Genomic DNA, 14,818 nt, shown 5'->3' with positions numbered 1-14,818 from the left:
TCGTTTTACGCGCTGCCTCCGCGCGACCACAGCTGCGACGATTCGTCCACCGACGTGCCCGCCGATCCGATTGTTTGCCCCTTGGCATCTCGCATACCATTCGACCAGCAAGCCCAATTGAACAATCAAAGGTGTAAGGCGGGGGACGACGTAGCGCAGCGGAAGCAGCCGAGGGGCACATTTGCACCAACCCTGGCCGAGGCTTAGCCGAAAGGAGCGGATGCCGCGCGTTGTCCCTGCTCATAGAGTTTCTACCGGGACTGCCATGGGAGAATCGGCACCATGGGTGACACCAGGCATTTGAATCGAGATGGGCTGACGCAAGCCGACAAAGAGCGGCTGCGTTGAGGGTTCGACAGGGAGAGAAACAGATGAAGCCATTCGTTCTGAATGTCGCTTTGGCGGCAATCGCGATGTCATGCGCGAGCAGCACCGCAAGCCGGGCTGCCTGGGAGCCGGTCCGTCCGGTCGAGTTCATCGTGCCCGCGGGCACCGGCGGCGGCGCCGATCAGATGGCGCGCACCATCCAGGGCATCGTCACCAAGCACAATCTGATGAAACAGCCGCTTGTCGTCATCAACAAGGCCGGCGGTGCGGGTGGCGAAGGTTTTCTCGACGTGAAGACCTCGTCGGGCAATCCGCACAAGATCATCATCACGCTCTCGAACCTGTTCACGACGCCGCTGGCGACGGGCATTCCGTTCAACTGGAAGGATTTGACGCCGGTCGCAATGCTGGCGCTCGACGAGTTCGTGCTCTGGGTCAATGCCGAGAAGCCCTACAACAGCGTCAAGGACTATGTCGAAGCCGCGAAGAAGGCGCCAAGCGGCTCGTTCAAGATGGGCGGCACCGGCTCGAAGCAGGAAGACCAGATCATCACGGTCGGCATCGAGAAGGCGATCGACGCCAAGTTCACCTACATCCCCTACAAGGGCGGCGGCGAAGTCGCAGTCCAGCTCGTCGGCAACCACGTCGATTCGACCGTCAACAACCCGATCGAGGCGGTGGCGCAATGGCGCGGCGGCAAGCTCCGTCCGCTTTGCGTCTTCGACGCCCAGCCGATGGCCTATGACGAGCCGATCGCCGACGGCAAGGCCTGGAAGGACATTCCGACCTGCAAGTCGCAGGGCCTGGCTATGGAATATCTCATGCTGCGCGGCATCTTCATGTCGCCCAAGGCCACGAAGGACCAGATCGAATATTATGTCGAGCTGTTCAAGAAGGTCCGCGCGACGCCGGAATGGCAGGAGTTCATGAAGAGCGGCGCCTTCAACACGACCTTCCTGACCGGCGCCGACTACGCCAAGTGGGTCGAGGCGGAGGAGAAGCGCCACGAAGGCCTGATGAAGGAAGCCGGCTTCCTCGCGCCGGGAAATTGATCCGCGAATTGACCCGCGACATCGATGACGGCTGAGGACGCTGCTTCCGGCCGTCTCCTCGACTGCGCAGCACTGCGATTTCCGCCTGGAGGGCTCATGACTGAACGATCCGGATCCGAGTCCGGCCCCGCACACAAGACGCTGGAAATCGGCACGGCGCTGCTGATCGGCGTGTTCGGCCTGATCGTGATCGTCGGCAGCCTGAAGGCCGGCATCAACTGGGGCGCGGAGGGGCCGCGCGCCGGGTTCTTCCCCTTCTATGTCGGCAGCGCCATCGTCGTTGCAAGCGCCATCAACCTCTGGCATGCGCGGCGCGACGACGATGGCCGGCTGTTCGCGGAATGGGGGCAGCTGCGCCAGGTCATGAGCGTCGTCGTGCCGACCGCGATCTATGTCGGCTCAATGCCGTTCATCGGCCTCTACGTCGCCTCGATGGTGTTCATCGCCTGGTTCATGCGCTGGCTCGGCGGCTATCGCTGGCTGACAGTCGTCGCGGTGGCGGTCGGCATGCCTGTCGTGACCTATCTCGTTTTCGAGCGCTGGTTCCTGGTCCCGCTGCCGAAGGGGCCGCTCGAGGAATGGCTCGGTCTGTAAGAGCTACGCATTCATTCAATTGCTGCTGCAGGACGTTTTGACATGGAAGAGTTGGCCAACCTGTTTCACGGCTTCGCGGTCGCCCTGCAGCCCTACAACATCATGCTGATGGTGATCGGCATCACGCTCGGGGTCATCATCGGCGTGCTGCCGGGACTAGGGGGCGCCAACGGCGTCGCGATCCTGCTTCCCCTCACCTTCAGCATGCCGCCGACATCGGCGATCATCATGCTGTCCTGCATCTATTGGGGCGCATTGTTCGGCGGCGCCATCACTTCGATCCTGTTCAACATACCGGGCGAGCCATGGTCGGTGGCGACCACCTTCGACGGCTATCCGATGGCCCAGCAGGGCAAGCCCGGCGAAGCCCTGACGGCTGCCTTCACCTCGTCCTTCGTCGGCGCGCTGTTTGCCGTCATCATGATCACGCTGGTGGCGCCCCTGGTCGCAGGCTTTGCGCTGCGGTTTGGTCCGGCGGAGAAGTTCGCGGTGTACTTCCTCGCCTTCTGCTCCTTCGTCGGCCTCAGCAAGGAGCCGCCGTTCAAGACCATCGCGGCGATGATGATGGGCTTTGCGCTCGCGGCGGTCGGCCTCGATTCGATCACGGGGCAGTTGCGGCTGACCTTCGGCGTCACTGAGCTGCTCAACGGTTTCGATTTCCTGATCGCCGTGATCGGCCTGTTCGGCATCGGCGAGATCCTGCTGACCATGGAGGAAGGACTGGCATTCCGCGGCGGCAATGCCAGCATCAACCTTCGCGTCGTGCTGCAGACCTGGCGCGAGCTGCCCGCCTATTGGATGACCTCGCTGCGGTCCTGCCTGATCGGCTGCTGGATGGGCGTCACGCCCGCCGGCGCCACGCCCGCCTCCTTCATGAGCTACGGCATCGCCAAGCGCCTGGCGCGACGCGGCAACAATTTCGGCAAGGGCGAGATCGAGGGCGTGATCGCGCCGGAGACGGCCGCACATGCCGCCGGCACCTCGGCGCTGCTGCCGATGCTGTCGCTCGGCGTGCCCGGCTCGCCGACCGCCGCCGTGCTGCTCGGCGGATTGTTGATCTGGGGCCTGCAGCCCGGCCCCATGTTGTTCGTGGAGCAGAAGGAATTCGTCTGGGGCCTGATCGCCTCGATGTATCTCGGCAATCTCGCCGGCCTCATCGTCGTGCTGACCTGCGTGCCGATCTTCGCCGCGATCCTGCGCGTGCCCTTCGGCATCATCGCGCCGCTGATCCTGGTGCTCTGCGCGATCGGCGCCTACTCGGTGCACAACAGCACCTTCGACGTGATGCTGATGCTGGTGTTCGGGGTGCTCGGCTATCTCCTGAAGAAGTGCAATTATCCGCTCGCGCCGCTGGTGCTCGCCATCGTGCTCGGCGACAAGGCGGAGGAAGCATTCCGCCAATCGCTGCTGGGCTCGCAAGGCTCGCTCGGGGTGTTCTTCTCCAACGGCCTCGTCAGCACCATCATGGCGCTCGGCCTGGTCGCCCTGTTCTGGTCCGCGATCCAGGAAGGCTACAGCCGGCTCCGTACATCGATGGCGTAAGGCCGGGATCTGCGTAAACTGCATCGGCGCGAACGCCAAATTGCCGCACTCCAGAATTCTGGAATATAGAATTCCAGGAATTGCGCCGCCGCCACGGACTGCGCGTCGGCGGACGCGACCAATGCAGGCGTGGAAAAATCTCCGAGCGCATAAGCTTTCAATAGCGTCCTGCGGTATCGCTGAACCAAGAAAAAGCAACGCAAAACCAACGATTTATCTTGGACAAGCTGCAATCGCCGCCGTCCGCCGAGCGCGATCGGGGCTTTACAATCATGCCCTCCTGGCGCATGTGAACAAGCCCGCGTTATTTCGCCGCACCCTCCCATCCCAGCTTGAATCTTGGCATATTGCATACCAGGATGCCCGCCAGCGCATGCATAAAAATGATCGGCGCGTTCGGGAGGGTTTTTGATGACGGACATGGTGCAGTCGGCAGCGGCCCCTAGTGCCGCACGCGTAAGCGATGCCTATCGCTGGGCGCAATTGGCGATCGGTGTGGCGGCGATGGTGATGATCGCCAATTATCAATATGGCTGGACGTTCTTCGTCCCCGACATCCAGAAGAAGTTCGGCTGGGATCGCGCCTCGATCCAATGGGCCTTCACGCTCTTCGTCCTGTTCGAGACCTGGCTGGTGCCGATCGAAGGATGGTTCGTCGACAAATACGGCCCGCGCATCGTCGTGCTGGTCGGCGGCGTGCTCTGCGCCATCGGCTGGGCGATCAACGCGCAGGCGACCTCGCTCAACGGCTACTATCTCGGCATGATCATCGCAGGCATCGGCGCCGGCGGCGTCTACGGCACCTGCGTCGGCAACGCGCTGAAATGGTTTCCGGACAAGCGCGGTCTTGCGGCCGGCATCACGGCGGCCGGCTTCGGCGCAGGCTCTGCGCTGACCGTCGCGCCGATCCAGGCGATGATCAAGGACAGCGGATTCCAGACCACCTTTCTGTATTTCGGCCTTGGGCAAGGCATCATCATCTGCATCCTCGCCTTCTTCCTGCTCGCGCCAAAAGCGGGTCAGGTGCCGAACGTGGTGGCGAATGCCAATATCATCCAGACCCGGCGCAACTATCAGCCGACCGAAGTGCTGCGCCAGCCGATCTTCTGGTTGATGTACTTCATGTTCGTGATCGTCGGCGCGGGTGGACTGATGGTCACCGCGAACCTGAAGCCGATCGCGGTTGACTGGAAGGTCGACAGCGTGCCGGTGACGCTGATGGCGGTGACGATGACGGCGGTGACCTTCGCGGCCACGATCGACCGCGTGCTCAACGGCCTGACGCGTCCGTTCTTCGGCTGGATCTCCGACATGATCGGCCGCGAGAACACGATGTTCATCGCCTTCGGCATGGAAGGGTTCGGCATCTGGATGCTCTATCTCTGGGGTCACGATCCGGTCTGGTTCGTGTTGCTCTCGGGCTTCGTGTTCTTCGCCTGGGGTGAGATCTACTCGCTGTTCCCCTCGACCTGCACCGACACGTTCGGCGCCAAGTTCGCGACCACCAATGCCGGCCTGCTCTACACCGCGAAGGGCACCGCCGCGCTGCTGGTGCCGATCGCCAACTACATGCAGCAGTCGTCGGGCACCTGGGACAGCGTGTTCATCATCGCGGCCGGCGCCAACATCCTGGCTTCGCTGCTGGCGATCGCCGTGCTCAAGCCCTGGCGCAAGGTCGTGGTCGCCAAATCGACGATCTGACCCGCCCCAAGCAGCGGCTTCCAAACACCACCGCCCGGCCTCAACGGCCGGGCGTTTTCGTTTGGACGCAAAGATCCCGCGCTCCCGTAGGAGTCAGGCAGACCCGCGCATTTTGTGGAAAGGGAACCAAGATAGGGCTTGCAAACTGGAATATGGCATACCAATCTCCACGCCGCGCCTGCGACGATAAGCCACAACATTTGCGACATCAGGTCATCTTGGCAAACTGATGCGCGACCAAACGGGCGCGTTGGGAGGTTCTCGATGATTTCCAGCCCGGACGGCGTCGTCACCGCCGCGCCTCTTCGCACCGGTTTCCGCTGGCTCCAGCTCGGCATGGGCATCGTCTGCATGGCGATGATCGCCAATCTGCAATATGGCTGGACGCTGTTCGTCGATCCGATCGACGCCGCCCATCATTGGGGGCGCGCCGCGATCCAGCTCGCCTTCACCGTCTTCGTCGTCACCGAGACCTGGCTGGTGCCGGTCGAGGCTTGGTTCGTCGACAGATACGGCCCGCGCATCGTCATCATGTTCGGCGGCGTGATGATCGCGCTGTCCTGGATCCTCAACGCCTACGCCGACAGCCTCACCCTGCTCTACGCGGCGGCGATCATCGGCGGCATGGGCGCGGGCGCAGTGTACGGCACCTGCGTCGGCAACGCGCTGAAATGGTTTCCCGACCGCCGCGGCCTCGCGGCGGGTGCGACCGCCGCCGGCTTCGGCGCGGGTGCCGCGATCACCATCGTGCCGATCGCGAGCATGATCGTCTCGAGCGGCTATCAGCACGCCTTCCTCACCTTCGGCATCGGCCAGGGCCTCGTCGTGTTCGCGCTCGCCTTCTTCGTCCAGCCGCCGCGCCTCTCCATCCCGCCGAAGAAGAAGCAGCTCAACCTGCCGCAGACCAAGATCGACTTCACCCCGCCGCAAGTGCTGCGCAGCCCTGTTTTCTGGGTGATGTATCTCGTCTTCGTCATGGTGGCTTCCGGCGGACTGATGACTGCGGCGCAGATCGCCCCGATCGCGCACGACTTTGGGATCGCCGACACGCCGGTGACACTCGCCGGCTTCCAGATGGCGGCGCTGACCTTCGCGATCTCGCTCGACCGCATCCTCGACGGATTCGGGCGCCCCTTCTTCGGCTGGGTCTCCGACACGATCGGCCGCGAGCCCACGATGTTCATCGCCTTCGGCACCGCCGCCTTGATGCTGCTGACGCTTTCGGCCTATGGCCACGTGCCTGTTGTCTTCGTGCTGGCGACCGCGGTCTATTTCGGCGTGTTCGGCGAGATCTACTCGCTATTCCCCGCAACCTGCGGCGACACCTTCGGTGCGAAGTTCGCAACCACCAACAACGGCATGCTCTACACCGCCAAGGGCACGGCCTCCCTGCTCGTCCCGCTCGCGAGCGTGATCTCGACCGCCTATGGCTGGAAGGCCGTGTTCGTGGTCGCGGTGGCGTTGAACGCAATGGCGGCGCTGACGGCGCTGTTCGTGATCAAGCCGCTGCGCCGCGCCTTCATCCTCGGCAAGGAAGCCGAGCACACTGAGGCCGCGACCGGCACGGCCAAGACCGAGACGGCCTAAGCCGCGCATTTTGCAAGGCTTGCTAAGGGGCGCAGCAATGCGCCCCCTTTTTTTTGCTGGATGTAAACGTCAGCATTCCTGTCGCAAGATTTTTCGGATCAGCCAAAACCAGCGCTTGACGATTGGCATTATGTATACCACACTTCTCCCAACGTTCACCCCAGGGAGGTTGCAATGCTGGTCGGAGACATTCTGCGCAAGAAGACGCCGCGCGTTGTCACGGTGCGTATGAACGAAACGGTGGGGATCGCGGCCAAGCTGATGCGCGCCAACAATATCAGCGCGCTGGTGGTCAAGGACGTGGTCCGCTCCGAGGGCAACACCGCGGTCGGCATGTTCACCGAGCGTGACGTGGTGCGCGCCGTCGCCGAGCACGGCGCGGGCGCCGTCAACGTCAAGGTTTCCCAGCTGGTCTCGGTGCAGCAGCTGGTGTCCTGCAGCTCCTCGGATACAATCGAGCAGGTCCGGCATCTGATGAACCGTCATCACATCCGTCATTTGCCGGTCATCGACGATTACAGCCTCGTCTCCGTCATCAGCATGCGCGACATCGCCGCTGCGATGGACGAGGCGCTCAACGGTACGCCGCAAGCGGCAGCCTAAAAGAGCTCGCCCTACTTTCAGTCACGGAAGAGCTGCCCCCTCTCCCGCTTGCGGGAGAGGGTTGGGGAGCGGGCTGTCTCCGCCAGCGAGACTCCCCACGAGGATAGAGCCCTCACCCGCCGCGCTCTTCGAGCACGTCGACCTCTCCCGCAAGCGGGAGAGGTGCAGGGAGCCTATGGCCCGATCGATCCACCCAACTACCAAATTGGTCCCGCGAGGATTTCATGAAGATCTGCATCTACGGCGCCGGCGCGATCGGCGGATATCTCGGAGTTCAGCTCGCGCGCGCGGGCGCCGACGTCGGCCTGATCGCACGCGGCGCGCACCTTGCCGCCATGCGCGAGCGCGGCCTGACGCTGCTCGCGGGCGAGGAGAAGCACACCGTTCATCCGCGCTGCACCGACGATCCCACCGAGCTCGGCGTGCAGGACTTCATCATCATCACGCTGAAGGCGCATTCGATCACCGGCGTGATCGAGAAGATGCAGCCGCTGCTCGGGCCCCACACCCGCATCGTCACCGCCGTCAATGGCATCCCCTACTGGTACTTCTACAAGCACGGCGGCCAATACGAGAACTCGACGCTGGAGAGCATCGACCCCGGCGGACGGCAGTGGCGCGAGCTGGGGGCCGAGCGCGCCATCGGCTGCATTGTCTATCCCGCCACCGAGATCGAGGCGCCCGGCGTGATCCGCCACGTCTACGGCAACAACTTTCCGCTCGGCGAGCCCTCGGGCGAGATCACCTCCGACGTGCAGCGGCTCGCCGATCTCTTCGTCGCGGCCGGCCTGAAAGCCCCCGTGCTCGACCGCATCCGCGACGAGATCTGGCTGAAGCTCTGGGGCAATGTCTGCTTCAACCCGATCAGCGCGCTGACCCATGCCACGCTCGACGTGATCTGCACCGATCCCGCCACGCGCGCGCTGTCGCGCGCGATCATGGTGGAGACGCAAGCCATCGCCGAGACCTTCGGCGTCAAGTTCCGCGTCGACGTCGAGCGCCGCATCGAGGGTGCCCGCAAGGTCGGTGCCCACAAGACCTCGATGCTGCAGGATCTCGAGCGCGGCCGCCCGATGGAGATCGATCCGCTCGTCACCGTCGTGCAGGAGATGGGCAGGCTCACCGGCATCCCGACGCCTGCGCTCGACTCGGTGCTGGCGATGGTGACCCAGCGCGCCCGCATCGCCGGCCTCTATGACGGCGTCTCGACGCCGGCTGATCCGCGCGCACTGGCGGTGGCGTGATGGCAACCGCGACCAAATGGCTGCGCTTCCGCCATGCCGGCACCACGGGCTTCGGCACGCTGACGTCATCGGGCATCAGCCTGCACGAGGGCGAGATGTTCGGCCGCAATGCCAGCACCGGCAAGACACTCGCGCTGTCGGAGGTCGAGCTGCTTGCGCCCTGCGTGCCCAGCAAGATCGTCGCGCTCTGGAATAATTTCCACGCGCTCGCGGCCAAGCTGAACCAGCCCGAACCGCCGGAGCCGCTCTACCTGCTCAAGGCCACCACCAGCATCGCCGCACCCGGCGCCGTGATCCGCCGCCCCTCCTACTACGACGGCAAGACGACCTACGAGGGCGAGCTCGGCATCGTCATCGGCAAGACCTGCGCGCACGTCTCGCCTGATGAGGCCGATGGCTTCATCTTCGGCTACACCTGCGTCAACGACATCACCGCCAACGACATCCTGACGCGCGACCCCACCTTCCCGCAATGGGCCCGTGCCAAGGGCATCGACGATTACGGCCCGTTCGGCCCTGTGATCGCGACCGGCCTCGATCCCGCAAAACTCACGGTGCGCACCATCCTCAACGGCGCGGAGCGACAGAACTACCCGATCTCGGACATGATCTTCAGCGCGCAGGAGCTGGTGAGCAGGATCTCCCACGACATGACCTTGCTGCCCGGCGACCTCATCGCGGTGGGTACCTCTGTCGGCGTCGGCGTGATGAAGGAGCCCGTGAACAGTGTGACCGTCGCGATCGACGGCATCGGCGAGCTCACCAACGAGTTTCGACTGTAATCTTTCGCCGCCGCAGCGCAGCAAAATTGATCCGGCGCAAATCGGCCGTCGCGGCCAACGCTATCCTCCCCGGCAAAATTGATTTCTGATGCAAGGGAGGACGCAATGACGAATGCCGGCAACGCGCTTTTGTGGACGGCCCTGTACTTCGCTCTCTCGTTCGCCGCGATCTTCGTGGTCTGGTTCGCCGACAAGATCCGGTCGAACCTGCTCGGGAAGCAATAGCCCAGGGCACGTTGGTTCGTCTTGGCGCTCGCGGCTGGCCTGGGTGCAAGCGGGCCGGCAGAGCGACGTGCGCGCCACCTCGCATCTTTCCGCAGCGCCTGGCGTTGACGGGATCCCGGTGCTGCGCGCCCCCGGGCGAGCCAGCGGCCCCCGTCAGCACCAAGCCGAATTTCGGATAATCCGGCTTCTCCCCGTGCGCCGCCGAGCCCGAGCCGGCTGTGGATCGTTTGGCCACAAACGTCCCGCGTCGCCCCGGCCTCTTGATCTCGGTTCCGCTCTTCAATAGCAACACAGGAGTGCGCCGGCGTGAGGAATTCACGATGTGGCTGTTTTTCCTGGTTGCCTGGATCGCCCTGCTCGCCGTCATCGCAGTCTTTGCCCAGCAGGCGTTCGGTTACGACATTGCCCACCTGCCCGCCTGGTTCGCGGGCCTGTCCGTGCCGCAGCGCATTGCCACCGGCGCCATCCCTGTCCTTGCCCTGGCCCTGATCGCCGGCTCCGCCTGGCGGCTCTCGCGGCAGGACCGCAGCCTGAAGACGCTCCGCGATCGCCTCAGGAGGACCCGCGAGGACGTCGTGGTCGCCCACGCCCTGCAAAACCACCTCGATGCCACCGTCCAGCATTTGATCGAGAGCGATCCTCGGGAAGCGGTTTCCACCCTCCACGACAAGCTGGGCGAGACCGAGCGGCGCGCCCTGCTCCAGCAAGGCCGCAACGAATCCACCGACATGCACGACCAGCTCGCCGAAATCCGCCGCCGCCAGCAGGCGCTGCGCGAGATGGTCGGCAAGGTCGCCGAGCATCGCCGTGCGGTCGAGCCGGTCTTCACCGAGATCCGCGACCGCCAGAACCAGCTCGAACGCGCCCTGCACGACCTCGAGACCGACGACCGCAAGAACAACCTCGCCGACCGGCTCAAGGACATCGCACGCGACGTCTCAGGACTGCTGACACGGGTGAGCGCGGTCCAGGAGACGTTTGCGACCCTGAACCGGTACAAGGAGGATCTGGCGAAATCTCACGCGGAGCTGGCGCCACTGCGCTCGACCGATACCGGCATCAATGCCTTGATCGGCGAGCTTAGCCTCAGCCATGACCGCCTCGAAAAAAGCATCGACGAGCTCGAGACCGGCGGCGAGGCGCCGCTTCCCACCCGCGTGGAGACGCTGTCGCAGAACAAGATCGTGATCGAGCAGCGCCTCGCCCGCATCGACGACAATTTCAACGTCTTGAAAGGAATCCGGCTCGATTTCGAGGAGCTCAGCCAGCGCCGGGTCGAGCTCGAACGCGCGATCGCCGATGTCGAGACAGATGCGGACGGCAAGACCCTGACCGACCGCCAGAACGCGCTGAACGATTTCGTGCTCCAGTCGCGCCAGCGCCTCGGCGCGCTGCAGGAGACGCTGGCGACGCTGAACGCCTTCAAGGCCGAGCTGTCGAAGTCGCAGGCCGACCTCATCCCGCTCAAGGCGCCGGTGTTCGGCATCGAGGCCATGATCGCCGAGGTCGGCGCCACCCGCGATCTCCTGGTAAAAACCGTCGGCGAGATCGAGGCGAGCGCCGGCATGACGCTGGCCTCGCGCGTCGACATGTTGACCAGAAGCAAGCGCGAAGTCGAAGACCGCCTCGCCCGCGTCTTCGAGAATTTCAACGCGCTCGATGCACTTCGCAAGGACATCGGTGGCATCTTCGCGACGATCCGGAATAGTTTGAATCGGATCGGGTGAATTTTGGTAGGCCGCAGCGTCGGTCGCGGCCCCCGAACATCCAGACACATCACATCTCCGCGCGCCCGATCAATGCCGCCAACATGTCCCGTGCGCGCCGCAACTTGGACGCATTCGGTCGCCCTTTTGGGAGGCGTGTCTGGGGGCACGGCATGACCGTGTTTGGACCAAACCTTCTAGGGGTATCGCTGTGAAGAAGATTGTATTTGCTCTGGGTGCCACGCTTGCTCTTGCGACGGCCGCGAACGCTGCGGATCTGCCGCGCCGCCAGCCCGTGCCGGCCTACCCGGCCGAGCAGGCGCCGATCGGCAAGATGCCGATTGGCAAGAGCCCGGTTGGAAAGGCCCCGATCGGCAAGGCGCCGGGCCCGGTCGCGGCGCGCTACTGACGCGCAGCGACGTCCGCGCGAGACATTTGCGGCCGATGGTCGAGGGGGAATAGCGTGACGAACAATGCTGGTCGATCGGGATCCTGCATCCTCGCGGGCTTCGCTCTTGCGGCTATGCTCTCGTGCACGACGCCCTCGGCCTCGGCTCACGAAGCCGACAGGCGCGTTGCCGATGCGAACGCGCTTGCTACGACCGACGCCGCCGCGCGGCCTCAGCCGCCATCGACGCGGCGCTCCGTCGCGCGTGCGGAGAGAGGCCCCTACTATGTCGACTTCCGCGCCCGCACGGCCGCGAGCTGGGGCCATGCCTTCGTCTGGTACGGCAAGACCAGCGAGAAGGCCGTCGAGGTTGCGGGCTTGACGCCGGCCGGCGACACGCTCGCTTACGTGCTCGGTCACATCACCTTTGTGCCATCCGAGACCGGTGCCAGCTACGGCGATCTCGATCCGGAATATCTGACCGCGAGCTATCGGGTCTACCTGAACGAAGCCGACGCCAAGCGTGTGTTCGCCTACATCAAGGAGTTGCAGGCCAGCTCTCCGGTCTGGAACGCCGAGACCGTGAACTGCACCGGCTTCATCGGCGACATCGCCGAGTTCATGGGATTGAAGGTGCCCCATCGCTGGCAGCGCCCGGAAAACTTCGTCAACAGCCTCAAGGAAATCAACGGCGGGCGCCAGATGGTGCGGTTGTCGGCGAAGTAGCTCCTCGCCCCATACTCGGTGTCATTGCCCGCGTAGGCGGGCAATCCAGTATTCCAGAGACCGCGAGGCTAGAGCCGAGACGCCGCGGCGTACTGGATGCCCCGGTCAAGCCGGGGCATGACGACGGTGTCTTGAGCAAAGGCTTGTGCAGACAGCAGCGCACGCCAATTGTCCGCCCTGCGGAATCTCCTCGCCTTCCGCATGGTCGCCCCGCCCGGCGGCGCAATAGACTTTTCCCACCCCCGGCGGCATCCTCCCCGCCAGTCAATGGATAACAGAGCGCCACGCCGGGCGCGGGGGAAACAGATCATGTTGCAGACACGGTTCACCAGGCTCGTCGGCGTCCAGCACCCGATCGTTCAGGGCGGCATGCAATGGGTCGGACGGGCCGAGCTGGTGGCGGCGGTCGCCAATGCCGGCGCGCTCGGCTTCATCACGGCGCTGACCCAGCCGACGCCGGAGGACCTGACCAAGGAGATCGCGCGCTGCCGCGACCTGACCGACAAGCCGTTCGGCGTCAACCTCACCATCCTGCCGGCGATCAAGCCGCCGCCCTATGCCGAGTACCGCGCCGCGATCATCGAGAGCGGCATCACGGTGGTCGAGACCGCCGGCAACAAGCCGCAGGAGCACGTCGACGAGTTCAGGAAGCACGGCGTCAAGGTCGTGCACAAATGCACCAGCGTCCGTCACGCCCTCTCGGCCGAGCGGATGGGCGTCGACGCCATTTCGATCGACGGCTTCGAATGTGCCGGCCATCCCGGCGAGGACGACACGCCCGGCCTGATCCTGATCCCGGCCGCTGCCAACAAGATCAAGATCCCGATGATCGCCTCGGGCGGCTTCGCAGATGCCCGCGGCCTCGTCGCGGCGCTGGCGCTGGGAGCCGAGGGCATCAACATGGGCACCCGCTTCATGGCCACCAGGGAGAGCCCGATCCACCAGTCCATCAAGGAGAAGATCGTCGCCAATGACGAGCGCGAGACCGAGCTGATCTTCCGCACCATGCGCAACACCTCGCGCGTGGCCAAGAACGCCGTCTCGACCAAGGTCGTCGCGATGGAGAAGGAAGGCGCCAAGTTCGAGGATATCCGCGAGCTGGTTGCCGGCGCCCGCGGCAAGATGGTCTATGCCACCGGCAATTCCGACGAAGGCATCTGGTCAGCCGGCCAGGTCCAGGGCCTGATCCAGGACATCCCGAGCTGTGCCGAACTCGTCTCCCGCATCGTGCGCGAGGCGGAGGCGATCATTCGCAGCCGGCTGGAGGGGATGATCGTTCAGCCACAACGCGAAGCAGCGGAATAATCACTGCAACACGTGAGAGCATTGCATGAAAGCCTACGTCTACGGCCCTGAAGGCGCGAGGATTTCCGACGTCGCTCAACCGAAGCCGAAGGGCACGCAGGTGCTCGTCCGAGTCCGCACCTGTGGCCTCAACCGCGCCGACACCGGCATGCGCAAGGGCCACGCCCATGGCGCGGCCGGCGGCGTCGGCACCGTGCTCGGCATGGAATGGGCCGGCGAGGTTGCCGAGCTCGGGCCCGACGCGAAGGGTGTCAAAGTCGGTGACCGCATCATGGGCTCGGGCGGCGCGGCCTTCGCCGAGTATACGCTGGCCGATCACGGCCGGCTGTTCCATGCGCCCTCGAACATGAATTTCGAGGAGGCCGCCACCCTCCCCGTCGCGCTCGCGACCATGCACAACGCCGTCGTCACCGTTGGCGGCGTGCAGGCAGGACAGAGCGTGCTGATCCAAGGTGCGAGCTCCGGCGTCGGGCTGATGGCGATGCAGATTGCCAGGCTCAAAGGCGCAAAACTCGTGATCGGCTCGTCCACCGACGCCACTCGCCGCGGCCGGCTGAAGGAATATGGCGCCGACCTCGCCGTCGACAGCTCCGATCCGAAATGGGTGGACGAGGTGCTGAAGGCGACGAACGGCGAAGGCGTCGACCTCATCGTCGACCAGGTCTCGGGCAAGGTCGCCAATCAGAACCTCGCCGCAACCAAGGTGAAGGGTCGCATCGTCAATGTCGGCCGGCTCGGCGGCACCCACGCCGACTTCAATTTCGACCTGCACGCGGCCCGCCGCATCGACTATGTCGGCGTCACCTTCCGCACCCGCACGATCGAGGAGGTCCGCGAGATCTTTGCCGAGGTCCGCAAGGACATCTGGGGCGCGGTGGAATCGCGCAAGCTGCAACTGCCGATCGACAAGGTGTTCGCGTTCGGCGACATCGACCAGGCGTTCGCGCACATGGAGGCGAACAAGCATCTGGGGAAGATCGTGGTGACGGTGCCGTAACCGTCGATCCAGTCTCGGTCTCGTAGTCCCGTAGGGTGG

The 14,818-nt window shown here is 64.4% G+C and carries 14 protein-coding genes; 13 read left to right on the top strand and 1 reads right to left on the bottom strand.

What is annotated here, in order from left to right; translation table 11 throughout:
* Positions 1 to 371 precede the first annotated feature (371 nt).
* From AB7M16_RS32725 to AB7M16_RS32715, 3 genes are all read left to right on the top strand, one after another.
* Positions 372 to 1,379, top strand: coding sequence for a Bug family tripartite tricarboxylate transporter substrate binding protein (locus tag AB7M16_RS32725; RefSeq protein WP_172784270.1), 1,008 nt, complete (start codon positions 372 to 374; stop codon positions 1,377 to 1,379).
* A 96-nt stretch (positions 1,380 to 1,475) separates the two neighbouring features.
* Positions 1,476 to 1,973 carry a tripartite tricarboxylate transporter TctB family protein gene (locus AB7M16_RS32720; protein WP_212256896.1) on the top strand — a complete coding sequence of 166 codons (498 nt, stop codon included), beginning with the start codon at positions 1,476 to 1,478 and terminating at the stop codon, positions 1,971 to 1,973.
* Positions 1,974 to 2,015: 42 nt separating this feature from the next.
* A complete protein-coding gene (locus AB7M16_RS32715; RefSeq protein WP_172784268.1) occupies positions 2,016 to 3,515 on the top strand; it encodes a tripartite tricarboxylate transporter permease in 1,500 nt (499 codons plus the stop codon).
* Here the strand turns inward: AB7M16_RS32715 and AB7M16_RS32710 are convergent.
* The gene (locus AB7M16_RS32710) at positions 3,485 to 3,937 is read right to left on the bottom strand and encodes a hypothetical protein (protein ID WP_453946486.1); all 453 of its coding nucleotides are present in this window, start codon (positions 3,935 to 3,937) and stop codon (positions 3,485 to 3,487) included. The two genes, AB7M16_RS32715 and AB7M16_RS32710, sit on opposite strands and share 31 nt — an antisense overlap.
* Between AB7M16_RS32710 and oxlT (AB7M16_RS32705) the strand changes: the two genes are divergently transcribed.
* The 10 genes from oxlT (AB7M16_RS32705) to AB7M16_RS32660 all read left to right on the top strand — a co-directional run bounded on the left by oxlT (AB7M16_RS32705) (position 3,927) and on the right by AB7M16_RS32660 (position 14,779).
* Entirely contained in the window at positions 3,927 to 5,216 is a 1,290-nt protein-coding gene (gene oxlT / locus AB7M16_RS32705) for an oxalate/formate MFS antiporter (protein ID WP_172784267.1), read from the top strand. The genes AB7M16_RS32710 and oxlT (AB7M16_RS32705) overlap by 11 nt on opposite strands.
* A gap of 264 nt (positions 5,217 to 5,480) precedes the next feature.
* The gene (oxlT, locus tag AB7M16_RS32700) at positions 5,481 to 6,803 is read left to right on the top strand and encodes an oxalate/formate MFS antiporter (protein WP_453946485.1); all 1,323 of its coding nucleotides are present in this window, start codon (positions 5,481 to 5,483) and stop codon (positions 6,801 to 6,803) included.
* A gap of 174 nt (positions 6,804 to 6,977) precedes the next feature.
* Positions 6,978 to 7,406: a CBS domain-containing protein gene (locus AB7M16_RS32695; RefSeq protein ID WP_260382962.1), complete on the top strand. Its 429-nt coding sequence runs from the start codon at positions 6,978 to 6,980 to the stop codon at positions 7,404 to 7,406.
* A 224-nt stretch (positions 7,407 to 7,630) separates the two neighbouring features.
* Positions 7,631 to 8,650, top strand: a complete 1,020-nt coding sequence (locus AB7M16_RS32690; protein WP_172784264.1) for a 2-dehydropantoate 2-reductase — start codon at positions 7,631 to 7,633, stop codon at positions 8,648 to 8,650.
* Positions 8,650 to 9,432, top strand: coding sequence for a fumarylacetoacetate hydrolase family protein (locus AB7M16_RS32685; RefSeq protein WP_260382960.1), 783 nt, complete (start codon positions 8,650 to 8,652; stop codon positions 9,430 to 9,432). Before AB7M16_RS32690 ends, AB7M16_RS32685 begins: the two co-directional genes overlap by 1 nt.
* A 545-nt stretch (positions 9,433 to 9,977) precedes the next feature.
* The gene (locus AB7M16_RS32680) at positions 9,978 to 11,384 is read left to right on the top strand and encodes a hypothetical protein (protein ID WP_453946484.1); all 1,407 of its coding nucleotides are present in this window, start codon (positions 9,978 to 9,980) and stop codon (positions 11,382 to 11,384) included.
* 190 nt (positions 11,385 to 11,574) lie between these two features.
* Complete coding sequence (locus AB7M16_RS32675; RefSeq protein ID WP_025035161.1) at positions 11,575 to 11,772, top strand: hypothetical protein; 198 nt, start codon at positions 11,575 to 11,577, stop codon at positions 11,770 to 11,772.
* Positions 11,773 to 11,826: 54 nt separating this feature from the next.
* Positions 11,827 to 12,477 carry a hypothetical protein gene (locus AB7M16_RS32670; RefSeq protein ID WP_439363703.1) on the top strand — a complete coding sequence of 217 codons (651 nt, stop codon included), beginning with the start codon at positions 11,827 to 11,829 and terminating at the stop codon, positions 12,475 to 12,477.
* A gap of 309 nt (positions 12,478 to 12,786) precedes the next feature.
* Positions 12,787 to 13,782 carry an NAD(P)H-dependent flavin oxidoreductase gene (locus AB7M16_RS32665; protein ID WP_172784260.1) on the top strand — a complete coding sequence of 332 codons (996 nt, stop codon included), beginning with the start codon at positions 12,787 to 12,789 and terminating at the stop codon, positions 13,780 to 13,782.
* A 25-nt stretch (positions 13,783 to 13,807) separates the two neighbouring features.
* On the top strand, positions 13,808 to 14,779 hold the full coding sequence (locus AB7M16_RS32660) for a zinc-binding dehydrogenase (RefSeq protein WP_453946483.1): 972 nt from the start codon (positions 13,808 to 13,810) through the stop codon (positions 14,777 to 14,779).
* Positions 14,780 to 14,818: the final 39 nt, after the last annotated feature.

Source organism: Bradyrhizobium sp. USDA 372 (assembly GCF_053629095.1).
This window is presented reverse-complemented; position numbering and strand designations above follow the sequence as displayed.